The sequence below is a fragment of the Persicobacter psychrovividus genome (assembly GCF_036492425.1).
Taxonomy (GTDB): domain Bacteria; phylum Bacteroidota; class Bacteroidia; order Cytophagales; family Cyclobacteriaceae; genus Persicobacter; species Persicobacter psychrovividus.
Genome location: NZ_AP025292.1, coordinates 53740 through 78175, shown reverse-complemented (window position 1 = coordinate 78175; position 24436 = coordinate 53740). Strand labels below are relative to the sequence as shown.

20 protein-coding genes are annotated in these 24436 nt (G+C 43.9%); 6 read left to right on the top strand and 14 right to left on the bottom strand.

Translation table 11 applies throughout. The features are described 5' to 3' along the window. Positions 1-861: 861 nt before the first annotated feature. The 3 genes from AABK40_RS00310 to AABK40_RS00300 form a co-directional block, all read right to left on the bottom strand. A complete protein-coding gene (locus AABK40_RS00310) occupies positions 862-1581 on the bottom strand; it encodes a 1-(5-phosphoribosyl)-5-[(5-phosphoribosylamino)methylideneamino]imidazole-4-carboxamide isomerase (protein WP_332919342.1) in 720 nt (239 codons plus the stop codon). An 88-nt stretch (positions 1582-1669) separates the two neighbouring features. Beyond that, entirely contained in the window at positions 1670-2380 is a 711-nt protein-coding gene (locus AABK40_RS00305) for a response regulator transcription factor (RefSeq protein ID WP_332919343.1), read from the bottom strand. Further along, the gene (locus tag AABK40_RS00300) at positions 2349-4055 is read right to left on the bottom strand and encodes a sensor histidine kinase (RefSeq protein WP_332919344.1); all 1707 of its coding nucleotides are present in this window, start codon (positions 4053-4055) and stop codon (positions 2349-2351) included. The genes AABK40_RS00305 and AABK40_RS00300 overlap by 32 nt, the downstream gene beginning before the upstream one ends. 175 nt (positions 4056-4230) lie before the next feature. On the opposite strand from AABK40_RS00300, the gene AABK40_RS00295 reads away from it, so the two are divergent. From AABK40_RS00295 to AABK40_RS00285, 3 genes are all read left to right on the top strand, one after another. Further along, entirely contained in the window at positions 4231-5085 is an 855-nt protein-coding gene (locus AABK40_RS00295; protein ID WP_338397349.1) for a DUF3244 domain-containing protein, read from the top strand. A 651-nt stretch (positions 5086-5736) separates the two neighbouring features. Further along, complete coding sequence (locus AABK40_RS00290) at positions 5737-8013, top strand: ATP cone domain-containing protein (protein ID WP_332919346.1); 2277 nt, start codon at positions 5737-5739, stop codon at positions 8011-8013. A gap of 250 nt (positions 8014-8263) precedes the next feature. Next, a complete protein-coding gene (locus tag AABK40_RS00285; RefSeq protein ID WP_332919347.1) occupies positions 8264-10582 on the top strand; it encodes a serine/threonine protein kinase in 2319 nt (772 codons plus the stop codon). A 42-nt stretch (positions 10583-10624) separates the two neighbouring features. On the opposite strand, the gene AABK40_RS00280 is transcribed toward AABK40_RS00285, so the two are convergent. The 6 genes from AABK40_RS00280 to AABK40_RS00255 form a co-directional block, all read right to left on the bottom strand. Next, positions 10625-10993 (bottom strand): DUF6787 family protein, encoded by a 369-nt coding sequence (locus AABK40_RS00280; protein ID WP_338397348.1) that lies wholly within the window; start codon positions 10991-10993, stop codon positions 10625-10627. 119 nt (positions 10994-11112) lie between these two features. After that, a complete protein-coding gene (locus tag AABK40_RS00275) occupies positions 11113-11277 on the bottom strand; it encodes a hypothetical protein (protein ID WP_332919349.1) in 165 nt (54 codons plus the stop codon). Between the two features lie 152 nt (positions 11278-11429). After that, positions 11430-13235, bottom strand: coding sequence for an acyl-CoA dehydrogenase family protein (locus AABK40_RS00270; RefSeq protein WP_332919350.1), 1806 nt, complete (start codon positions 13233-13235; stop codon positions 11430-11432). Between the two features lie 77 nt (positions 13236-13312). Continuing rightward, the gene (locus tag AABK40_RS00265; protein WP_332919351.1) at positions 13313-14485 is read right to left on the bottom strand and encodes an acetyl-CoA C-acyltransferase; all 1173 of its coding nucleotides are present in this window, start codon (positions 14483-14485) and stop codon (positions 13313-13315) included. 28 nt (positions 14486-14513) lie between these two features. Further along, on the bottom strand, positions 14514-16913 hold the full coding sequence (locus AABK40_RS00260; RefSeq protein ID WP_338397347.1) for a 3-hydroxyacyl-CoA dehydrogenase/enoyl-CoA hydratase family protein: 2400 nt from the start codon (positions 16911-16913) through the stop codon (positions 14514-14516). 40 nt (positions 16914-16953) lie between these two features. After that, entirely contained in the window at positions 16954-17427 is a 474-nt protein-coding gene (locus AABK40_RS00255; protein WP_332919353.1) for a MarR family winged helix-turn-helix transcriptional regulator, read from the bottom strand. Positions 17428-17780: 353 nt separating this feature from the next. On the opposite strand from AABK40_RS00255, the gene ndk reads away from it, so the two are divergent. Both ndk and AABK40_RS00245 read left to right on the top strand, forming a co-directional pair. Then, on the top strand, positions 17781-18251 hold the full coding sequence (ndk, locus tag AABK40_RS00250; RefSeq protein ID WP_332919354.1) for a nucleoside-diphosphate kinase: 471 nt from the start codon (positions 17781-17783) through the stop codon (positions 18249-18251). Between the two features lie 250 nt (positions 18252-18501). Beyond that, entirely contained in the window at positions 18502-19140 is a 639-nt protein-coding gene (locus tag AABK40_RS00245) for a hypothetical protein (protein WP_332919355.1), read from the top strand. 117 nt (positions 19141-19257) lie between these two features. Here the strand turns inward: AABK40_RS00245 and AABK40_RS00240 are convergent, their stop codons facing one another. Beyond that, on the bottom strand, positions 19258-19866 hold the full coding sequence (locus tag AABK40_RS00240) for a Crp/Fnr family transcriptional regulator (RefSeq protein ID WP_332919356.1): 609 nt from the start codon (positions 19864-19866) through the stop codon (positions 19258-19260). Between the two features lie 55 nt (positions 19867-19921). On the opposite strand from AABK40_RS00240, the gene AABK40_RS00235 reads away from it, so the two are divergent. Then, positions 19922-20185: a DUF2492 family protein gene (locus tag AABK40_RS00235; protein WP_338397346.1), complete on the top strand. Its 264-nt coding sequence runs from the start codon at positions 19922-19924 to the stop codon at positions 20183-20185. Positions 20186-20267: 82 nt separating this feature from the next. Here AABK40_RS00235 and AABK40_RS00230 read toward each other — a convergent pair whose 3' ends face one another. The 4 genes from AABK40_RS00230 to AABK40_RS00215 all read right to left on the bottom strand — a co-directional run bounded on the left by AABK40_RS00230 (position 20268) and on the right by AABK40_RS00215 (position 24436). Next, complete coding sequence (locus AABK40_RS00230) at positions 20268-20447, bottom strand: hypothetical protein (protein WP_338397345.1); 180 nt, start codon at positions 20445-20447, stop codon at positions 20268-20270. A gap of 236 nt (positions 20448-20683) precedes the next feature. Then, positions 20684-22081 (bottom strand): group II intron reverse transcriptase/maturase, encoded by a 1398-nt coding sequence (gene ltrA, locus AABK40_RS00225; protein ID WP_338397344.1) that lies wholly within the window; start codon positions 22079-22081, stop codon positions 20684-20686. Between the two features lie 463 nt (positions 22082-22544). Further along, complete coding sequence (gene pheA / locus AABK40_RS00220) at positions 22545-23615, bottom strand: prephenate dehydratase (protein WP_332919359.1); 1071 nt, start codon at positions 23613-23615, stop codon at positions 22545-22547. 188 nt (positions 23616-23803) lie between these two features. Continuing rightward, the gene (locus tag AABK40_RS00215; protein WP_338397343.1) at positions 23804-24436 is read right to left on the bottom strand and encodes a GIN domain-containing protein; all 633 of its coding nucleotides are present in this window, start codon (positions 24434-24436) and stop codon (positions 23804-23806) included.

The window sequence follows — 24436 nt, the reverse complement described above, 5'->3', positions numbered from 1 at the left end:
TTGAATATCACTACCAAAATTAAGATTCGTTAAACTAATGACAAAAGTCATGTTATTTTAAAAAATTTTAACGATATTTGTATTATAGATTTTTGGAGAAAGGAACAGGAATTTAATTCCTGAACCCATTTTTTTGACTTAGACAAGCGACTTTTTAATCTCTACTTTTTTGTTGTTTTTTTATTGAAGGCTGTGAACCTTAATTACAAATTGTGGAATGGACAAGAAATTTGTAAAGCGGTTTATTTTTTCAGCTAAGACTATTAGGACTTTTTTATCTTATCGTATCGCAAGGATTTTTTGGACTGTAACTGCCACCTCTAAGAGGTGGCAGTTCTATTTTACCGCTGTTTATAATATTGCTAAAAGCGTGCCAAAACGGTTTCATTGCCCTCTATTTTATCCTAAACAATTAACTTTTTTTCTGATTAATTGGCCGTTTCCGTAGCAAAAACAGCTAACAGCCTGATAAACAGCAAACAGGAGAGATTCCTGAAAAATGACCGCTGCTTTACCTTCCACACCTCAGAATAACGCATGATATTGAACATGACCAAAACTGATCGGTTAAGGGCTTCATGAGCTATATCGTCCAGTATATTTCTGCATATTTCATGTAGCTAAAAAGGCTATCATCCACCAAAAAGTACCTGATGACTTTTCAGTAGAAAATTCAATGAAACGAGCATACTGTTTATACCCCTCTGGGAATACTACTGACGAATAGAAATGGTGCATAAAAAAGGGTGGCAAAGAACGATCTCTTTCCACCCTCAGGTTATTTTTTAAGCACGCCTCATTCAGCGCATATTTTAAAGCTGATGATCTACTCGTAAATTATAGTGCGTATTATAAACTACCCTAAGCAAATACACCTAAGTCTTCTATTTTTATATGGTCTTCATAAACGGCTTTACCGATCACAACACCCTTTACGCCTACATCTTCAAGCTTTTTGATATCATCAATACACTTGATTCCCCCGCTGGCCATGATATTAATATCAGGAAACTTCTCCACCAACGATTTAAAGAACTCAGTATCAGGCCCCTCTAAAGTACCATCCCGAGAAATGTCGGTCACCTTAAAATATTTCAAACCCCTCGAGGCGAAATAGGCAATATGATCCTCGGTGGCAATCTGTGTGTTTTTCAGCCAGCCGTCCGTCATGATCATCCCTCCGAGCGAATCTGCCGACAAAGCGATTCTTTCACGTCCGTAGGTCATCATCCAACCTACAAACAACCGAGGGTTGAGCACTGAAAGCCCCCCTGCGGTAACACTTTTGGCGCCGTACTCAAATACTTTATTGATCGCCCCATCAGTATAAACCCCTCCTGCAAAATTCACACTCAGTGAACAATGCGAACTGATTGTGTCTAACATATCCAAGTTCACAGGCTCTTTTCGCTTGACACCATCAAGGTCAACAATATGAATTTGCTTGGCGCCAATATCCTCAAATCGCTTCGCCAAGTCGGTTGGCGACTTGTCATACTCTTTGGCGGAGTCAAACTTACCTTGCTGGAGGCGAACAACCTTGTTCTGCAACACTGCTAAAGAAGGGATTATTTCGATCATTCTGATGTGGTTATTAGTAAAAAATTGCCTTGGTAGGGTATTATCCCCTTAATATAGCAAAAACAACGGAAAAAAACACTGCCTTTCCTCAGGATGCCGCTTGGTCAATTTCCGCCAGGCGGAATCCCTGCCCATGAATGGTCTGGATCAAAACTGAAGGGTCAGGCTTGAGGTACTTTCGCAGTTTGGCAATGTAAACATCCATGCTTCGGGCATTAAAGTAAGAATCATCCTGCCAGATCTCTTTCAGGGCATCGGAGCGCTCCATCGTCTGGTTTTTCTTCATCACTAAAAGTCTTAAAAGTCCAACCTCTTTGGCGGTCAGGTGAATTTTATGACCTTTCACGGCCAACTCCTGCAGGTGCACATCAAGCACACAGTCGCCAAACTCAAAAACTTTGGCCGTTTCCTGCTGCGGTGCATCGGCATAAGTCCTGCGCAGTATTGCTTTGATCCGAAGCAAAAGTTCCTCCATAGAGAACGGCTTGGTCATGTAATCATCAGCCCCGAGGCTCAGCCCTTCCAGCGTATCCTCTTTCATGGACTTGGCGGTCAGGAAAATAAAGGGGACATCTTTACTGGAATTTTTGATGTCTTTCGAGAGGGTAAAACCATCTTTTTTGGGCAACATCACATCCAGCAGGCACAAATGAAATTGCTCCTTCTGAAAAGTGGCCCATGCTTCGGCGCCATCCTCACACCAGGTAGTTTCATACCCTTTGATGGTTAAATATTCCTGCAAGATCTGTCCAAGGCTGGGGTCATCCTCAACCAATAGAATCTTTGTTTTCTGTTCCATAAGGTAAAAATAGCGTAAATGTTGATCCTTTTCCCAATTGACTGCTGACTTCCACTTCTCCGCCAATGGCCTCCACGGCCGACTTTACATAGGAGAGCCCAAGGCCAAAACCCTTTACATCGTGAAGGTTTCCTGTGGAAATACGGTAGAATTTATCAAAAATATTTCGGATATGTTCTTTGCTCATTCCACAGCCCTGATCAATTACAGAAAGCATCAATGCATTTTTTGTTTCTTCAATTTGCAGGCGAATATGCGGTTCTCCCTGCGAGTATTTGTTGGCATTATCCAACAGGTTTTCAATAATATTGGTCAAGTGAACACGGTCCGATCGGAGTACTGTTCGTTTGGCGGTTTGCTCGATTTGAATAGACCCTCCACGCTTTTCCACCTGAAGAGCAATGTTTTGCACTGTCTGTTTGGCCACCTTGATCACATCCACCGTTTCCCACTTCACTTTCATCTTTTTACGATCCATGCGGGCAACCTGCAACACCTTTTCCACCTGCTGTCCAAGGCGTTTGTTTTCATTCCTGATAATCCCGAGGTAGCGATCCACAATGGACCCCGACTGCCTCATATCTGGATCGGCGAGTGCTTCGCAGGCCAGCGAGACCGTCGCAATAGGGGTTTTGAACTCGTGGGTCATGTTATTGACAAAGTCATTCTTCATTTCAGAAATTTTCTTCTGATGCAGAATCGTATGAATGGCGTAACCAAAACAAAGAATCATCACCAGCACCAACAACAATGAGGAGCCCAAAGCAAGGCCGACTTTCCCCAGCAGGAAGCGGTCTTTATTAGGGAAATTCACCAATAGTTTGGTGTTGGAATTGAAGAAATCATTGGGGTAAAGCGTGGTGTAGAAGTCAGAACTCACAAGTTCCGCCGCTTTAATGCTCGCATGGCTACTCATCAGCCAGTGATCGTTTTGCGTTACACCATACTCATAATCGAGGTGCATGCCTCGACGTCCAAGTTCGGCATGGAGTAGGGAGTCGAGGGTATGCTTTTTAAGTTTCTGAGCAACGGTTCGGGGTTGGGCAAACATCTGATCAACAATGGCCTGCACCATTTTATTGCGCTCATTCATCCGCTTTTCCTGCTCCTGTTTCATTGCAGCGGGAGATCGCTGTTGTTTTTTCCATTGGCCAAAGCCCTTTTTATTCAACTTGCGGTTTGGTTTTCCCTTGGAAAAAAAGGAGTTGCCATAAGTATAAATAGAATCGCCCTGCTGCAAACTGATCGACCATTGTCCTTCACCAGCATTCATCAGGTCTTTAAAATTCAGCCCCTGTACAGGTAAGCCCAGGGCCGTCATCATGTTGGTCATCTGCCCTTGCATGCGCTGAATCTGCTGCTGCAACTGCTGGCTGTTACGCAACTTCCCATTCTGGTCCAGTATGGAGGTCGGGTAGCCGTGAGATTGCATCTGATCGACCCAAAACAGCAAGTCAGAATCGGTCAGTGCTTTTTGCTGTTGATGCACCCGATGGATCACCTCCTGTTTTTCAAGGTTCAGCGCTACGGCATTCAGTGCCATATGAACATCCTGATTAAAACGCTCTTCATTCACTTTCATGGCATTCCCTACCCAATACAGCTGAAAACCCAGCAGGCAGAGTGTAGAGAGGCACATGATGCCGATGACGATATTTAGATTTCTCTTGTTCATAGATGTATAGCCGAAAAGACCAACCCAATTTAAGTGTCCTGCTTCTTAAATCGTACTCCTGCGCCTGTATTTAACATCTTTTAACTTGTTTTAACAGCCTATTAACAAAATAAACCACTCAAAGACAATACCTTAGCATTGTAAATTTCATTGCAACGACAATCCTTTTTAAGCCATGAAACACCTACTGACATTTATCCTCATTTGTGGTATATTTTGTTGTTCGTCCACTTTGCGGGCACAATCAAATACCAAAGAAAAATATACCATAAAAATGATGACCACCGATGCCAACGGCCATCAGAAAACCATCACCAAAACTTACGACAGCCGCCAGGCCATGGAGGCCGATCAGGCCAATGTGCAAAAGCAAATGCAAGAAGCGGGCATGAATGGGGCGTTCTCCTTTTCGTCTTCCTCGTCTTTTTCTTCCACTGACTCCACAGGCGCAGATCCATTTTCGGGCTTCGGATTTCAGCAAAATATGATCCCCGATAATTTCGACAGCCTCTTTCAGCATGGTATGGCCAATATGGGGTCGTTCTTCAACGACAGTTCCTTTCAGCAATTTTTCGACAACAACGGCACAGGGGCCCCTCAGGGATTTTCGCCACAACAAATACAACAGCTGAAACAGCAGGCCATGGCACAACTTCAGCAAGCCCACGTTTCTTCAGGAGATATACAGCAGTATATGCAGGCACATTTTCCTGCTGCCAAAAAAACTACCCGACTGCATAACCTGACACCCGAAGAGCAAAAACAAAGTGGTTTTGATCCGCTGAAATTGCAAAATATAGAATTGATGGTTCAGGACAACCAGATTTCTATCGGCTTTGAGGCCAAGGCCAAAAACCTTGAAATGAAACTACTCAACGGCCAACAGCAAGCCATACTTCAGCGAAGCATCTCGGCGGTGGATGGCGCCTACCAAACCACCATTGACACAGCCCCCCTTGAGGCAGGGGAGTATCAGCTTCAAATTATACAAGGTAAAAAAGCCTTTCAGAAGCACCTCTCCATTCAGTAAGTAAATCCATCAAGCATTTAGCTTTCTTTTCATACCCCAATTCGCGTAGTAAGGAACTTTTTTCCTTGCTACTTTTTTATTTATGTAAAAGTCAAGCCTTAAAAAAATATGGGCAGAAGTAAATTGCACTTTTTAAACATTGTGCGTTTTTATTAAACCACAATTGTAAAAAATAGTGATCGGTTAAAATCACCTCAAGAAATGGGTTAGCCTTAATTTCAGGAAGTAGATTTGAAATGTTTCCTATTTGCAAACGCACTCACTAAATATTTATATAATAACCATTTGCCACCACCAATAGCGGAGGTTAAATAAAATATGTGCTATTTTTTAAAAGATAAACCACTAAATGCGTCCTTTTGGAATATTTGAAGAACTTTTCTTTGAAGATTTTTTTGCTTTCCCATGCTGTCGTTTTATTTACTACATTTGATGCTCTTCAAGCGAGTGTCCTGCCTTCAGGATCAATCAGCAAACGTTTAAGGATGCCTGCAAATAAATTTTGCACTTTTTAAAGTAGCTCCTTTATTCTGAACAACTTAGGAACAGCTTGAACTATCTTATTCCTTGAGGACTTCGTAATTTTAAGCAATTAAACGAAGCCAGGGAACAAGCACATTTAGGTATTTTAACAAAATCCCCGATTAAACTATGTCCGAAAATTCCGCTTCAGAGACTCTAAACGCAGCAAATGCTGAAGAAACCGTGAATCAGCCCATTCAAATAGTCAAGCGAAATGGCAAACGCGCCACTTTCGATCCATCAAAAATTGAAAACGCTCTCTTGAAGTGTTTTGCCAATGTGGGTCGTAAGGAATCAGAAGTGAAGCCGTTGATTTCCAACCTCACCGAGCGTGTGGTGAATATCGTCTCGGCACAATATGATGTCCCGACAGTAGAAAATATTCAGGATATCGTGGAAATGACACTTCAGGCCGAAGGAGAATATGCCGCAGCCAAGCATTATATTCTTTACCGCGCCGAGCATGCCAAGCTTAGAGAGCATCGTCCGATTCCTCAGGAGGTAAAAGAGGACTTTGAAGCATCGGATAAATTCTTCCCTACACAATTACAGAAGTTCCAGTTTTACGATAAATACTCTCGTTTTGGCTATGAGAAAGGCCGCCGTGAGACATGGATCGAAACGGTGGACCGCGCAGTGGATTTCATGAAAGAACTTTCTGAAAACCGCCTTCCTGAAGCTGATTACGAACGTGTTCGTAAGGGTATTCTGGACATGCGTGTAATGCCATCGATGCGTTTGTTGGCCATGGCAGGCCCTGCGGCACGCCGTAACAACATGTCGATTTACAACTGTTCTTATATGCCTGTAGATTCAGTGGATTCATTCGTTGAAGCATTGCTGATTTCCATGGCAGGTTGTGGTGTAGGTTTCTCTGTAGAGAACGAATACATAGAAAACTTCCCTCGTATCAAGCGCCAGCAAGGCACTATTCTTCCTACACACGTGGTAACAGACACCACCGAAGGCTGGGGAGATTCATTGCGTGTTGGTTTGGATGCTTGGTTCGCAGGTAACGATATTAAATTTGATTACTCACTGGTACGTCCTTCAGGTGCCGTATTGCGCATTAAAGGTGGTCGTGCTTCGGGTCCTGAGCCATTGCGTCAGATGTTGGATTTTGCCCGTGCGCGTATCATTGCTCGCCAGGGTCGATTCCTTCGTTCCGTAGATGCGCATGATATTATGTGTGCGATTGGTTCTGCTGCTGTTTCTGGCGGTGTTCGCCGTACAGCAATGATCTCATTGTTTGATTTTGATGATGACGCAATGCGCCACTCAAAAGATGGTGACTTCTGGAGAACAAATCCACAACGCTGGAATGCCAACAACTCGGCAGTTTGGCCTGAGCGTGAGCTTTCACAGGCAGAGATCGCCAAATATCTTTTGGATATGGTACACTCAGAGCGTGGTGAGCCAGGTATCTTCAACAGAAAAGCCGCTTTGGCTACCAAGCCTGCCCGTCGTAAAGAAGCTCGCTTCGGTACCAACCCTTGTGGCGAAATTATCTTGCGCCCATTCCAGTTCTGTAACCTTTCAGTAGCGGTTGCCCGCCCTGAGGACACCTTGGAAGACCTGAAAGAAAAAGTAGAGTTGGCGACCATTATCGGTACTATCCAGTCTATGGCGACGCATTTCCCTGGCCTTCGCGACCATTGGAAGAAAAACTGTGAAGAAGAACGCCTTTTAGGGGTGGACATCAACGGGCAGTTGGATACACCATTGGTTCAGGATGCTGAGGTAATGAAAACTCTTAGAGATCTTGCCGTAGAAACCAACGCAAAATATGCAGCGACTCTGGGCATCAATGCTTCGGCATCCATCACCTGTGTGAAGCCTTCAGGGAACTCTTCTCAGTTGTTGAACTGTTCACCAGGTATTCACTCTCGCTGGTCTCCTTACTACATCCGTAACGTGCGTGTTGGCGCTGCCACTCCAATTTACAAAGTATTGAAATCGTCGGGTGTACCTATGGATCCTGAAAATGGACAAACAGCCGAGAATGCGACAACTTACGTGGCTCATTTCCCTGTAAAAGCGCCAGAAGGTGCCGTAACAAGAAATGACCGTACTGCCCTTGAGCAATGTGAGTACTGGTTGAGAGTAAAAACCAACTATACGGAACATAACCCATCGGTAACGATTACCTATAAGCAGGATGAAGTTTTGGATATTGTTCGCTGGACGTGGGAAAACCAAAGCCGTATTGGCGGTATGACTTTCCTTCCAGCCTACGATGCACAATTTGATCAAATGCCTTATGTAGAGATCGATAAAGCTACTTATGAGAAATTAAATGCTGCTTTCCCTGAGATTGATTTTGCGAAAATCTACCGCTTCGAGGAAGAAGATTACACAACTGCCGCACAAGAGTTAGCTTGTATGTCAGGCCAGTGTGACATTTAATACTATCCCAAAATATGTTAAAAAGCCGTTTTCTTATCGAAAACGGCTTTTTTTTATTAAAAATCTTAAATCATTTGATTAACTTTCCCTCCAATAATCTACTTGAAATAGCCTGTAACGGCTTCGAATATTTTCGGTATTATTTTTTACACTTAAAACATCAATTATCATTTCATATACGGCTTGATTTTTGTTATTTCTATTTTAGTAAGTCATAGTACTTAACCAACGATTTTCAATTTCAGACTCAATGCATCAGGATAAACACCAAAAAGTCAGTGATATCATTGCTCAGGTGATGGATCTACCTCCAGAGCTTGCTCAGGCAAAGATTGATCTCTTGTCAGAGGGAGATGAGTCGGTGCGTAAAGAGGTTATGTCTTTGCTGAATTTTGTTGAGGAAAGCCCGATCACCAAGTCAGGTACAACCACTGCCAATAAAACCAAAAGTATTATTCAGCGTGTTGGCGCTGACACCCAGTTTACTTCCAAAAAGAAAATTTCTGTTCTTGAGCAATGGCGCAACCAACTGCTGGTCCCAAAAAGGGTTCGGGCACTGGCTTTGGCGTCCTGTTTATTGCTGATTTCATTATGTGGTAACCTGTTCCGTTCAGGTGTTCGCCGAGAGATCATCAATCAGCAGCGCAAGGAACTCGAATCCATTCTTATTGCACAACATAAACTGCTGAAAACATGGGTGGGTAATCAGCTCACGGAAGTTTCCCGCGAGGTGTCTGACAGCACAGAGCTTCACCAGACTGCCGTAGAGATTTTACAGGCTTCCGCTCAAAAGCCATTCATTGATCGCACTTTCAAAGTAGATGCGCACAAACGTTTCGATACGCTCCTCGATAAAATCAAGGAGCAGGGGAATGCTTCGCTGATTGCAATTATTGATTTATCGGGTGCTGTTGTGGCATTTCATAATAACGCAGTAGACAGCGCCACTGAAATTGAGGCAGACTCTACGCTGAATCATTATATCGTAGGCACTTACATCTCAAAAGATTTGATGGGCATCCTGTCGGATCTTCGTGAAGGCCGTTCTGTGTTTCTTCCCCCATTTCAGGAACAGAAGAAGCACATCCTGATCGATAATTACAATACTTACTGTTACTTCTGCGCACCAATATATGACGAGCAGCGCCGCATTATTGGTGGGGTTGCTGTGGCCGCAAATCCGCAGCATCAGTTCTCGAAGCTTTTCAATATTGCACTTGAGGGAAAAGGGGGGGAGTCTTACGCTTTCGACCATGAAGGCCGCTTAATTTCCAAGACCCTCACAGAACTCGATCAGGTAGGTTTGATTACCGCCAGTTCGGACACCATTCACCACAATAGCATTCAGGCCATGCGTGACCCTGAGGAAAGTTCCAACTACGTCAGGATTGTCCAGCGGGCCCTGGAAGCAAAGGGCACCACCTCTGATAGCCTCAACTATGGGACAGTGATGGAACCTTACCGCAATTATGCAGGCAAGGAAATGGTCGGGGCGTGGTATTGGCTTCCTGAGTATAATTTTGGGGTGGCGACAGAAGTAGAGGCTGATGAGGTTTTTGCGCCTATCCGCTATATCCGAATTGTGTATTTCCCGATGTTCTTTGTGATCATCATTCTTTCCATTTTGTTGTTCAACAGTAATGTGAATATCTCATTGCTGAAGAAAAAAGTCAGTAAGGCCAACCGAATGGGGCATTATATGATCAAGAAAAAAATTGGCGAAGGAGGCTTTGGGGAAGTTTATTTGGCAGAACATGCCTTCTTAAGACGACCAACGGCAATTAAAGTCCTGAGAAAAGAGCTTATAGAGTCGGAACACCTGCAACGCTTCGAACGGGAGGTGCAGATGGTCGCCCGACTTTCACACCCGAACACGATCAGAATTTACGATTACAATTACACCAAAGATGGTCGTTTTTATTATGCCATGGAGTTTCTTGATGGTATTTCACTGCAAGAGCTTGTCAAATTGCATGGGGAACAACCTATCGAGCGCGTGTTGCACATCCTGATGCAGGTTTCAAAATCACTGAAAGAAGCGCATCAGATGGGTTTGGTTCATCGCGACATTAAGCCGCAAAACATCATGCTTTGCAAGATTGGCGGAGAGCCTGATTACATCAAGGTACTTGATTTCGGTCTGGTGAAGGATATGCACGATGAAGAGGAAATCACGCAAATGAATCAGGTTGCTGGTACGCCTTCGTATCTTGCGCCAGAGCGTATGAGCAATCCCAAGCTGGCAGACCATCGGGTGGATATTTACTCCCTTGGCGCTATTGGCTTTTTCCTTTTGGGTAAAAAACTGTTGATCGATATGCTCTCCCAAAGTAATCTGGGGGGTAAGCCACTGACGAAAGATATGATCAATATCGACGCGTATCAAATGCAGGATTTACCTTCGGAACTGATCGACTTCCTGTTCTCCTGTATGGCCTATGATATCAACGACCGGCCTGCAGACATCAATGAAGTACTGATGACCATTGAGCGGCTGCAAGAGCGCTACCACTGGACGGAAGCAAAGCGGAAGGAATGGTGGAAAAAATTTGACGCTTACGACGTATAATAAAAAAGGCGAATCCTGAAAAGATTCGCCTTTTTTGTATGCCTATTTTTTATCTGTATCTTTTTTCATCAGCCTCATGCGCTGAAGCATTTTCTTCTCCTTCTTCCAGAAGAAATCAAACTGGCCAAAAATCCAGCCATAAACCAAAATCAAGATTTGATAGCTTGGGAAAACCAATGCAATGTAAGTGATGACTTTCAGCCAGAAAGGAGTGGCATCATCATAACCAAAAAGGGCGAAAATCCCTTTTCGCATATAGGCTACCGTGGAGCCCGTCAGTGAAAAGACCAACAGCACCAACAACACTTGCTTAGTACTGTTGAGTTCCCATCTTTGAGCCAACTTCTCCAACCAACCTGATTTTTGCTCTTGCCCCATTTGGCTTTGAGTTTCTATTTTCTCTGATATCATCTATCCTAATCTTTCGACTTAACATACAAAAAAGTGATGCGTCGAAAATTATCACTTTTAGAAAGGAAAAACAAACGCACAAATGAAATTAAGATGAGATCAGCCTTAAATCACAATCATTAATAGATCGTCTTATATTTTGTATTCCCTTTCCCGCGTTCTTTAATTGTTTTGGTCTTGCCATAAGATTTATACTTCTGTTGTGCACAAGACGACAAACCTGACAAGCTCAGGATCAGCATGAATGCTGAAAACCAGTAAAATAGCTGCTTCAATACTTTCATAAGTTGTGTGGTTATTTTTAATGGGTGAACGGAAAAATGATTCTTCCTATCTCAAAGGTGGGACTTATGAATGTAATTTAAAATAAAAAAACCGACCAAATGTGGTCGGTTTCGAATAAAAAACAATAGAATTACACCATTGGACTAATGCATTAGCCGAAAGGATATTGTCCTTTATCTAAGCAATAATCCGCTACGAATCGTCTCGCATCTCTTAAATTATGTGGTTGAATTTTTGTGAATCGCTTCAAGCCCATGAGCATCATGCGCATCTCATCGCCTTCCGCAAAAGCATAAATCGCTTGTTTCCCTGCTGATGTCGCCTGATCTACGGCAAACTGCGCATAGATTTTCACCATCTCGATATGCACCTTTGCGGCTTCTTCTCCCTGAGCGGCAATAATTTTCTCGGTACGCAATACCGCTGATTCCAAAGCATACACCTGAATCAGCATATCGGCGAGATTCATCAAAATTTCCTGCTCATCTTTGAGTGTAGCCATCAGTTTTTGAACTGCCGCACCAGCGATCATCAAGCCTGCTTTCTTCAAATTTTTCAGCAACTTATGCTCTCCTGCCAAAATACGCTCATCGTCATCTCCTCCAAAATCAGGAATTGAGGTCAGCTCTTTGGCCACTGCCATTGCTGGCGACATTAAATCGAGCTCCCCTTTCATGGCTCTTTTCAGCAACATGTCGATGGTCAGCATACGGTTAATCTCGTTCGTTCCCTCGAAAATCCGATTAATACGGGAATCACGGTAAGCTCGCTCCATTGGGGCATCTGCCGAGTAGCCCATACCTCCGTAAATCTGTACGCCCTCATCCACTACATAATCCAGGGTTTCCGATCCATGTACTTTCAGCATCGCACACTCGATTGCAAATTCCTCCACGGCTTTCAGCTTGGCTTCCGCTTCAGACATTCCGTTGGCGATCAGTGCATCATAAGCATCGTCAATATTTTGCCCTGCGCGGTAAGTCGCCGCCTCCGAAGCATAAATTCTTGCCATCATTTCCCCTAATTTGTGCTTAATTGCCCCAAACTCTGAAATTGACTTCCCAAACTGCTTGCGTTCCTGTGCATAGCCAAGAGCGTTTTGAATCACGCCTTTAGATGCACCAAGCGTTGCCGAGGCCAATTTAATCCGACCAATATTCAGAATGTTCAGTGCTATTTTAAAACCATTCTGGCGATCTGAAAGCATATTTTCGACAGGCACTTTACAGTCGTTGAAGAAAATCTGACGGGTGGATGACCCTTTGATCCCCATCTTCTTTTCTTCTTCATTCATGGTTACCCCACCAAAATCCTTTTCAATGATAAAGGCCGTCAGGTTTTTATCGTCTTCAATTTTGGCAAAGACAATAAAAATGTCTGCAAACCCCCCATTGGTAATCCACATTTTTTGTCCGTTTACCAGGTAGTGCTTGCCATCAGCGGTTAGCTCTGCTTTGGTTTTTCCTGAATTGGCATCAGAACCAGAGTCTGGCTCTGTCAGGCAATAAGAGGCTTTCCATTCTCCCGAAGCAAGTTTAGGAAGGTATTTGGCTTTTTGGTCTTCATTGCCATAATACAAAATCGGCAATGTACCGATACCTGTATGTGCGGATAAAGCCACGGCGAAGGAATAGCCCGCACCCACCTTTTCGGCAATCAGCATGGAGGTGTTAAAGTCCATTCCGAAGCCACCATACTGCTCAGGAATAGAGGTTCCCAAAAGGCCAAGCTCACCAGATTTATCCAATAAAGAAGGCATCAGGTTAGGGTCAGACATTGCATCCAAAGCCTCCACATGCGGATGTACCTCATGGTCCACAAAGTCAGTACAGGTCTGAGCAATCATCTTTTGCTCTTCATTCCACTCTTCGGGTGTAAAAACATCCTGAGGTTGAGTTTCCGAAATTAAGAACTCACCACCTTTTATCGCTTTCTTTTCTTGGTTTAGTGTTTCCATAGTAGGGTATAGTTTGTTTTGTTGTTCAATAGGGGTTTGAAATGGTAGGTGCAGGGCATTCCCTCCACCTACCAGCATTATTTCAGCAATTCATAAATACCGGCAACGCCTTGGCCGCCACCGACACAGGCTGTCACCATTCCGTATTTTTGATTTCTGCGACGCATTTCATTGAATAACTGTACCGATAATTTTGCTCCTGTACATCCCAGCGGGTGCCCAAGGGCAATGGCGCCACCATTCACATTCACAATGTCGGGGTTCAGCTCAGCACCCTTGATCACCCCTAATGACTGGGCAGCAAAGGCTTCATTCAATTCTATTTGTTCGATATCATTTAGTGACAATCCTGCCACTTTCAAAGCTTTAGGAATGGCCTCCACGGGGCCGATCCCCATCAGTTTAGGCTCAACACCTGCCACCGAATAACTTACCAGGCGGGCAATCGGCTCAAGGTTGTGTTCTTTGACCATTGCTTCAGACATGACCATCACGAAAGCGGCACCATCTGAGGTTTGGGAAGAGTTACCGGCAGTTACCTGCCCACCCATAGCGAAAGCAGGGCGTAATTTGCCCAAGCCATCCACGGTCGAAGGGCGAGGGCCTTCATCGGTATCCACCGTAAACGAACGGCTCTTGCGTTTCATGTTTTCATCCAGATAAACCTCTTCAACGGTTACCGGAACGATCTCATCTTTGAATTTCCCTTGCTTGATCGCCTCCACTGCTTTGGCGTGAGATTTCACAGCAAACTCATCCGCTTCGGCTCTGCTGATGCCATACTTCAGGGCTACCTGCTCGGCCGTCAGTCCCATGGAAGTATAGTAATCGGGAGTTTCTTCCGCAATTTTATAATTCAAGGCGGTTTTATAACCCATCATGGGTACCATCGACATGGACTCTGCACCACCAGCGATAATGCAATCTGCCTGCCCTGCATGAATTCTCGCACTGGCAATGGCAATAGCCTCCAGGCCTGATCCGCAGTAACGGTTCACAATAAAGCCAGGGGCATCAATACCCAAGGCCAACAGGGAGATCATCCGCCCCATTTGCATGCCTTGTTCCGCTTCAGGAATGGCACAGCCCACAATCAAATCATCGACTCTTTTGGTATCAAGACCTTCTACTTTACTGACCAAATGTTTAATCACATCCGCAGCAATATCATCGGGGCGGGTGAATCGAAAACCGCCCTTTTTTGCTTTTCCTACTGCCGAACGATAGCCGGCAACGATATATGCATTCATGGTTCTAAATTTTGCGTTTGGTAATGGATTAGTTGCGTAATGGTTTGCCACCATTGAGAATTGCCTGAATACGCTCAAGGGTCTTTTTCTCGCCTGTCAGCGACAGGAAGGCTTCCCTTTCGAGGTCAAGCAAATACTGTTCGGAAACAACTGTTGGTGCCGAGAGGTCACCACCACACATCACGTTGGCAATTTTCTTGGCAATCTTCACGTCGTGATCAGAGATATAATTCCCCATTCGCATACCGTTTACCCCAGCATAGAACATGGCCATACCTGACCGGCCCTGTACCTTAAATGTACGCTCAGCAGCCTGTGTATATCCTTGATCCGCAAGGCGAATTACAGCCGCCTTCGCATCGGCTATCTGTCGATCTTTATTGAGGGTAATGCTGTCTTTAGCCGTAATAATGCCCATATTTTTGGCTTCATAGGCGGAAGTGGCCACTTTAGCCATCGCAATATTCATGAAGGTTTCCTGTAAAGTATTGAGCTCTACATCTCCACTCATGGCACGATCAGCCGCGCGCATGGTCAGTTCTTTGGTTCCTCCCCCGGCAGGGATCAGCCCAACACCGACTTCCACCAATCCAATGTAGGTTTCCCCGGCCATCTGAACGTGATCGGCATGCAGGGTCAGTTCACAACCTCCACCTAAAGTCAAGGCATGCGGAGCAACCACCACAGGCACCGAAGAATATCGGGCACGCATCATGGTCTTCTGGAAAGCCGCAATCATGAAGTCAATCTCATCATACTCCTGTTCAATGGCATTCATAAATACCAAAGCGAGGTTGGCACCTGCGGAGAAGTTCTGCCCGTTATTGGCAATCACCAAACCGCGGTATTTTTCTTCTGCCAGACTGATCGCCTTATTGATCCCTTCAATCACTTCCCCACCAAGGGTATTCATTTTGGTATGGAACTCAAGGTTCAATACCCCATCGCCAATATCGAAAAGGGTAGTGCCTGAATTTTTCCAGACCACATTGCTTTCCCGCAAATTGTCCAGTATGATGTACTCTTCCGTACCAGGAACACCTTTATAGGATTTGGAAGGAATGTCATAGAAAGTCGTGGTTCCGCCTTCAGCCTTAAAGAAGGTTTCATGACCGGCCTCCAGCATTTCATAAACCCATTGGGCAGGCTTGTAACCTGCTTCTTCCATTTTGGCGACGGTCTTTTTCACCCCCACCAATTCCCAGGTTTTGAATGGACCTACTTCCCAGCCAAAACCAGCACAGATCGCATCGTCTATTTTGTAAAGCTCATCGGTGATTTCAGGAATACGGTTAGACACATATTGGAACAAACCATAGAAAGAATCACGATAAAATTCACCCGCTTTGTCTTTACCGGAAAGCAATACCTTGAAACGTTCCTTCACGTCATCAATAGGCTTGGTCATTTCCAGAGTAGGGAAAGAGGCCTTCTGCTTTGGTTCATACTCCAGCGTTTCCAGGTTCAAAGTCAAGATCACTTTGTTGCCATTCTCGTCTTTGGTCTTTTTGTAGAAGCCTTGCTTGGTTTTATCCCCCAGCCATTGTTTTTCGATCATGGTGTTGATCACCGGAGGCAGATTAAAGGTCTCTCTTGACTCATCATTCTCCAAAGTAGCATAAAGGTTGTTGGAGACCTTCACAAGGGTATCCAGCCCTACGACATCAGAAGTACGGAAGGTTGCCGACTTCGGACGGCCAATCACCGGACCGGTTAATTTATCAATCTGGTCGATATTCAGCCCAAACTTCTGCATGGAATCCACGACCTTCAAAATCGCATAAATACCAACACGGTTGGCGATAAATGCAGGAGTATCTTTACAGCGTACAGTGGTTTTACCGAGGTATCGGTCTCCATAATGCATGAAGAAATCCACCACTTCCGGATCGGTATCAGGGGTAGGAATAACCTCGAGCAACTTCAGATAGCGAGGCGGGTTGAAAAAGTGCGTACCGCAGAAATACTTCTTGAAATCTTCCGAACGGCCTTCGGTCATCAGGTGAATGGGAATTCCTGAGGTATTTGAGGTAATGAAAGTTCCCGGCGTACGGTATTTTTCCACCTGCTCAAACACCACCTTTTTGATGCCCAGATTTTCTACCACCACTTCCACAATCCAGTCTACCTCCTTAATTTTGGGCATATCATCATCGAAGTTACCCAGGGTAACTCTTTGCGCAAAAGCCGGATCATAAAGCGAGGCGGGCTTGGATTTTACTGCTGTGTTGAACATCTGGGTAACGATGCGGTTTTTCACAACAGCCATCTCCAGGCTCAAACCTTTCTTTTCCTCCTCGGGCGTCAGTTCTTTGGGAGAGATATCCAACAAAAGTACTTCTACGCCGATGTTTGCCAAATGGCAGGCAATTCTTGAGCCCATAATTCCAGAGCCAAGGATAGCCGCTTTTTTAATAGATCGATTCATGGTGTGGTAAAAAATTTAATTTGTTTTGGGTATTATTCACCTATTTGGTCGTTAGAGGGAAATCCTCCAACAAGTTTATTTGTTCTTTATTTGCTTGTTCTACAACACTGTTAACTTTCGAGGCAACACGGAAAAACACTTCCAGTTCCTGATCTTCCACCGCATTACGAACTGCCTCATTGAATGACCGCACAGTAACAATGGATACTTCACGTTTTTTTCGGCCCTTTTCTGTTAAATGGATTAAAACTGAACGCCGATCATACTTCGCTTTTTCGCGATATATCAGCTCCCGTTCTTCCATATTCTTGAGTAACCGCGATAAACTGCGACTTTCGAGCCCCATTAATGGTGCAATTTTGGTCGCAGGCGTACCTTCAGTTGGGTGGATATTCAACAACACATAGCCGATCGATGTGGTAATCTCTTGTGAGGAGGCGTAACGATTATACATTCGGGAAATCGCATGCCAACTCGCCTTGAAAATGTAATCGACAGTTTCTTCTTTCTTCATAGCTGTTTAGGTCTTAACTGAATATACAAAAAAAATGTTCGGCATGCCGACTATTATTGAAAAAAAACGATATTGTCTATTACTATTCAGTTCAACAAGATGTACTAAATTGTTCATAAACTGCCATTTAAACCTGTAGTGAACGAGCAATTGAAGATTGACGACACTATATAATGCAACAGATTACAACACGGGGAGCATAAAGGAAACCAGCAATGTACCTTTTGGTGCAAAAAGTAATCGCTTTAACATTATCATAAAATGGCGAATCTTTTTTAAACTGATTTTCTTGCATTTATAAAAAAACTTTAGAATTTTCAATAAACAAACATCAACCTCAAACTAAAAAAACTATGGATTCAGGAAATTTCACCTTTACGATGATCAAGCCTGGGGCGGTCAATAACGAGTATATCGGCCCAATTTTGGCGAAAATTACAGACGCGGGTTTCCGCATCGCCGCTATGAAGATGATCAAGCTGAGGACCGCTCAAGCGGAAGTTTTCTACGGGATTCATAAAGAGCGCCCATTCTTCCGCTCGTTGGTTGAGTTCATGACCTCGGGCCCTATTGTTGTGGCGGTTCTTGAAAAAGAAAATGCTGTTCAGAGCTACCGTGAATTGATTGGCAGTACAAATCCTGAAGAAGCGAAATCAGGAACGATCCGCAAGTTATTTGCAGAATCCGTGAGTAAAAATGCCGTACATGGTTCTGACAGTGTAGAAAATGCTGCAAACGAAGCGCTGTTTTTCTTTTCCCGTTCAGAAATTTTCACTGAATCTGGAGAAGTGAAACTTCAGTTCGATGTGACTGTTCCACGCTAAGGAAGCAGACAAAAAACATGGCAAACACCTGAGACAACCTCAGGTGTTTTTTTGTTCCCTAAATTATAAATGACCTGCTCTTGCCCCATCATTAGTTGGATTTTCGAGTACCAAACGGGCACAAGTTTGGCAGGTGATGAATAAAAAGCCCTATAAAAGGTGCACTTTTCACGATTGATAAATTAGAAAGGTAAGCCGGAATAAATTATATTGGATCATCTTTAATCAGGTAAAAATCAAACGGAAAGTTATGAACACCCTTAAAACGATACTTATTGCTATGATGGGGACAACTGTACTGTTCAGCTGTACAGAGTCTAAAAAACAAGAGCAAAAACAAAGTGCCTCCACTGAAGAGGTCAGTCAGGACGCTACAAGTGTCGCTTTTGATCAGTCTTTTGATTTTGATGGTCAGAAAATGGTGGTTCATATTCCCAATACTTCCACAGGCAACAAAATTACGATTACACCTGAGGGCTTTGAAAATATGAAAGAGCCTTATGAAGAGGCCATTGAAGGGATTGTTCGGGAAGGCTATGTGGCCGACCTCGACCAGGATGGCTACAAGGAATTGTATCTTTTTGAATACAGCCAGGGGAGTGGTGCCTATGGGCAGGTTCGTGCCTATGCCTCCTACAGTAATAAATCATTTGGCCCCATTTACATGCCCGAATTGAGCGCTGATTTAAAGCAAGGTTATATGGGGCACGATCGATTTGTAATCGAGGGTGGGCAGCTGGTGCGTGAGTTCCCTATTTATAATGACAGCGACACCAACGCGAAGCCTACAGGTGGAATGCGCACGATAAAATACCGACTTGAAAAAGGCGAGGCAGGCATGATTTTAAAAGCCGAAAGCGGAAAAACAGGACTAAAAATTGGACTTTAATATAAAAATCGAAGGCGAATATAATTTGGTCTAAATTTTGCTGCATCGACATCACAATCGAATAGTAGAAATAACGATTTTATGGAAAGGAAGAGCGCTCAAGGGTTCTTCCTTTTTTTATTTTAGCCAAATCTTTTTGTTGATCAGGGAGACAATCCCTTCTTTTTCCATTTTTTTTATGGCCCTGATGACCGTCTCCACCCGCAAACCAAGACGATCTGCAACCTCTTGGCGGGTCAGTGAAATCAGAAATGGCCGCTCGGCCTGTTGTGCTTCGGCCATATATTTAAAAAGCTCGGCGATTCTGTGAACCACGTCACCAGTACTTTCCCTTTGCATTACCGATTTATATAGTAGCCGCTTAGAAAGCACTTCGGAAAATTTAAAGTGTAGGGCAGGGCAAGAAGATAACAGCTCGAGAAATGCCGTTCGCTTGAGGCGCCAAATACTGCCTGCTGAAAGCATTTCCCCAGAAGAAGGATAGGGGAAATTGCCAAAAATTGCTGGCTCACCAAAACTTTCCCCGGCTTTGAAAATCCCCTGAACAAAGGTTCTCCCTTCCGTGGAATAGTGAATCATCTGCGCCTCACCTTGAGCGATCTGATAATAAAAAACAGGGGCGTCACCTTCGGTAAAAATCCGTTCCCGTGCTGAGAAGGGGATCTTTTGGGCACCATTTTTTCTTAATATTTCCTCGGGGATGATCGGGCTTATGACATCGGTCATATCATTCACAATTTTGGTCTATGGATCTTTACAGCAAAGATATAAAATAACGATTATGAACAATATTCAACACGTACACGAAGTAATTTTCATGGTTCAACAAAATGACGGTCAGTTTACTGCGGAATCATTGGTGGAGGCGATCACTGAAAAATGGGGCGCAGATGTTCAGTTTATGGCATGTTCAGGCGTACCTTTCCCTAAAGAGGATGCTTTGGATTTTATTATCGGAAAAAACAAAGTGGAGCTTATTGATGGCAAAATCCGTATCGTAACAGCGATGTCGATTTGTAATGGCCACGAGAATTTTCAGGCGTAATTTATCACGATAAGTGATATAATCATATCAGTACGGACGTTGCATGCAACGTCCGTACATGTTATGAAAATATTTTTTTGCTTTAAAAATTACCCTCTTCCTTAGTCGCAAGCACATCCATAAAATCACTGATCACATACTCGACCGTTTTTCCTTCTTTTACAGCCTGAGAAAAGGCAACAATGTCGGTAGAGATCAGCATCCCCAATAAAATTCCGAAGATAAAGCGATAACGTTTCAAAAAAGCTTTCATTTTACTCATGATTAGGTTGTTTTGGTTGAGTCGAAAAGTGAATATCTTTTTGGCTTATAGATGGAAATCTACGACCAGTAAATAAAGTAGATGTTCAAAATCTACAAAAAACCCATCATATATAAAACACAATATTTTAATTTAAAATCAATAGGGTAGATGGCTGGTGAAAGAGAATTTCCTCTTTCACCAGTGCACCTCCCACACCACCCTGCGTACGGATCCGTACAGGGCGGTTCCTTAATTCAGTGTACAGAGAGATAGTATGTCTTTAGAGAGACGTAGCCTTGTTCTCGAAGCACTTCATCAGTCAGGGTTTTGTGTAATACAGGGCTCTTTGCGATCCGCCAATGTCCTTTTCTTGTGTTGGCGTGTTCCCAGGCTTTCGATGTATCGGCACCCAGTCGCTTTAGTTCCTTGAACCGTGTTCTTACCCGCTTCCAATTCTTCCAAGTAAATGCCCGAATTCGTCGGCGTAACCACTCGTCGAGTCGTTGCATGATGGTTTTCATCTCGGCAAATTTGTAGTAATTGATCCACCCTTTTATCGTTTGAGATAGCAGGGTTTTCCGCCTTTGATAGCCCAGACCATTACTTTTATTGGTGATAGCACGCATTTTATCCTTTAGCCGATTGATACTTTTGGCTTGAACTCGAAAACGTGCTTTTCCCTTCCACATGTAGAAGGAGTATCCCAAAAATTTGATTTGCCGTCTTGGTACTACCTGCGTTTTCTCCTTGTTCACCCTCAAATACAGCCTACCTTCAATAAATCGGGTAACTGTTCTTTTGAGTCGTTCCGCTCCTTTTCTACCTTTACTAAAGATAATCATATCATCAGCATAGCGCACGAATCGGTGTCCCCGCTTGGTCAGTTCTTGATCCAACACATTAAGCATTACATTGCTCAATAATGGGCTCAATGGTCCACCCTGCGGTACGCCGTCGGTGCTTGCTTCAAATTTATGACCGATCACAACACCTGCATTCAAATATTTGTGAATGAGTGAAATCACCGATCCTTCCTTGATTTGTTCTGACAGTAAAGTGATAAGATAACTATGATTTACCGTGTCAAAGAACTTCTCCATATCTAAGTCCACCGCATAGCGATAGCCTTCTGATAAGATCTCTTGACTCTGAAGTAGTGCCTGGTGCTGACTGCGGCCAGGACGAAACCCATAGCTATGAGGTGAAAATTCCTTTTCGTAAATCGGAACTAAAACTTGGCTGATCGCCTGTTGTACCCAACGATCCACTACCGTTGGTATCCCCAAAGGGCGTGTCTTCCCATTGTCCTTCGGTATTTCTACACGTCGGACTGGGTTCGGGCGGTAGTTCCCTTGACGTATGGATTGTACAATTTCCCTTCCATGAATTTGCAGATATGACGCCAAAGCGCCGACCTTCATTCCATCAATTCCATGGCTCCCTTTGTTCTTGACCACTCGCTGATAAGCTCGGTTCAAATTATAAGGACACAAGATTTTGTCTAACAATCCTTCCTTTCTCTGTGTAACTGTGAAATCATCCGCTTCAGTTATCCAAACAAAAGTCGGCACTCGATCGGCTTTCTCCTGTTCTGCAGGTGCTTTTCCGAACAAGCTACTGTTTCTTCGTACTTTCTGCTTTCTACCTTTCATTCGGTAACTTTCTATAATGATTCCTAATTAAAGTTCAGTCCTTCGCCATCGGTCTCGACTACTATGACTTCGGCTGACTTCTCGCAGTAAACCTTTTTCGAACGTGCCCTTTACTATTAGTAGACACCCCTGCGAGATCTCCCGCGGTAAGACGATTAACTTTCTCTCCATCTACCTGCACCATCTACAGCATTGCCTTCCGAGTAGTTTCGGACTTTACTTTGTTATGCAAGCTTATCCAAACAATACTGCCTCATGATGTTCGTGTCCCTCAGGCCAGAGATTTGCATACGGCTTCCTTCAGATTATACCTCACGGTAAACACCCCTGCCTTCTGCTATGTGGTTGACACTACTAACCCCCACTACGGACTTGCACCGATTAGTTAATCGCCATGCACGGCGCACATAAAAAAAAGGACATTGCGTACAATGTCCCTTCCGTAATGTTTTATGTATTTTGATTAGCACATCTTGACATAGCTGCCCAAGAATTTGATCTTATCTCTGTTGATCATCATCACAGCTTTAACGGCTTCGTCTTCTGCATGTCCTTCAAAATCAATAAAGAACCAATATTTGAAATTCTTTCCTTCTTTGGCGGGACGGCTTTCAATTTTGGTCAGGTTAATACCTGCCTGATAGAACTCCTGAAGCATGTTCACCAAGGCGCCAGGGTTGTGCCCAATTTTTGCCAAAATGGTGGTTTTGTCTTTTCCGCTCTGCTTATTGAGAATGTCTTTACCCAAAATCAGGAAACGGGTGAAATTATCTTCAGAATCCTCCACATTATCATAAAGAATAGGCAGGTTCCCCTCACGGGCGGCGATATGCGAACAAAGTGCCGCGGCATTAGGGTCTTCTGAAGCCATGCGCACCGCCTTGGAGGTCGAGTTCACAGGAATCAGCTCCACACTTTTTTCTGGAAAGTACTCCTCCAAAAAATGTTTACACTGACGGAAGGCAATATCGCGAGAATAAACCCGTTTGATTTCCCTTACAGAATTTGCCTGACTCCCAAAAGCAAAATGAATTGGCATCGCCACCTCAGCCACTATATTTAAATCGTGCTTGCCGAGCAGATCAATGGTATCGGCAACAACACCTTCCTGATTATTCTCAATAGGTACAACCCCAAAACGTACTTTTCCTGTAGATACCGCTTCAAACACTTTCCCGATAGTACTCAGGGCGAGGTACTCAGAAAGAGCTCCAAAACGGCTTTCTGCCGCCTGGTGGGTAAAAGAATTTTGTGGGCCAAGAAAAGCAATGCGCTCGGGCAGCTCAAGATTTCGGCTAATGGCAAAAATCTGATGAAAAACTGCTTCAATAGCATCACGGTTAAAGGCACCCGTACTTTTACGTGCCAGCCGATCAATGATAGACTTTTCGCGTTCAGGGCGATAAATCACCGTTTTCTGTGCTGCTTTAAGCTCCCCAACTTGCTTCACAACCTCCATGCGGCTATTCAGCAGCGCTAACATCTCTTCATCGATGTTGTCTATTTTCTTTCGTAAATCATCTAAATTTTCCATTGCTTTATTTATCGATCTTTCTCAATCGTTTTAGCGCGTGTTTAAAAATTAACTTGCCTACTGCAAGTTCAGAATATTGGAATTGATTTTGAATTATTTTTCAATGAAAGCGATGCTATTCGCTCAAAAATAACCTTTCATCAATTCAGCAATATTTTAAATTTTCGTCATCAAATTTAAACACCCTCTTATTCCTTAATTTCTATTTTTCCTGCTCCGAGCACTTTCCGCCGAAGCATTTTGGGTCTTTGTTTACACAAAATTCCACCAATACCATTCACCTCTGCCTGCAGGCTGTCTGTCACACTCAGCATTGCCCCACCAATACCATTCACGCTAACCCTGCCGTTGTTCACTTCCAGCTTTGTTGCCTTCAAGCTTCCTGCACCGTTCATCTCTGCAGAGAAATGCCTGGCACGACCTTCCAGCAATACATCTCCAGCCCCCTGCATTTCTACGGAAAGCCTGAGGGCATCCAGGACCAAATCCAGGCTTCCCCAACCTGTAAGGGTAACGGCAAGCTGACGAAAGATCAATGGCTGGGGGCTCTCCAAACTGGCTTTTCCTTTCAGTACAATACCATTAATGGATTGATAGTCCAGGCACACCTTCACAGGAAACAAAGGGTGGTAAGTTGGCGGAAAATAAATCAGCAGGGAATCTCCTCGCCAATCGATCTGCAGGGAATCAATGGCCTCCTGTGCTCCTATAAAATGGGCAGAAGGGGCATTGGCAGGCTGCAGTTCTACGGCAAAATTTCCATCAACTGATAATTTACAAAAAGGGGGCAATTCCTGAAGCAATTCAGCTTGCTTTCCCAC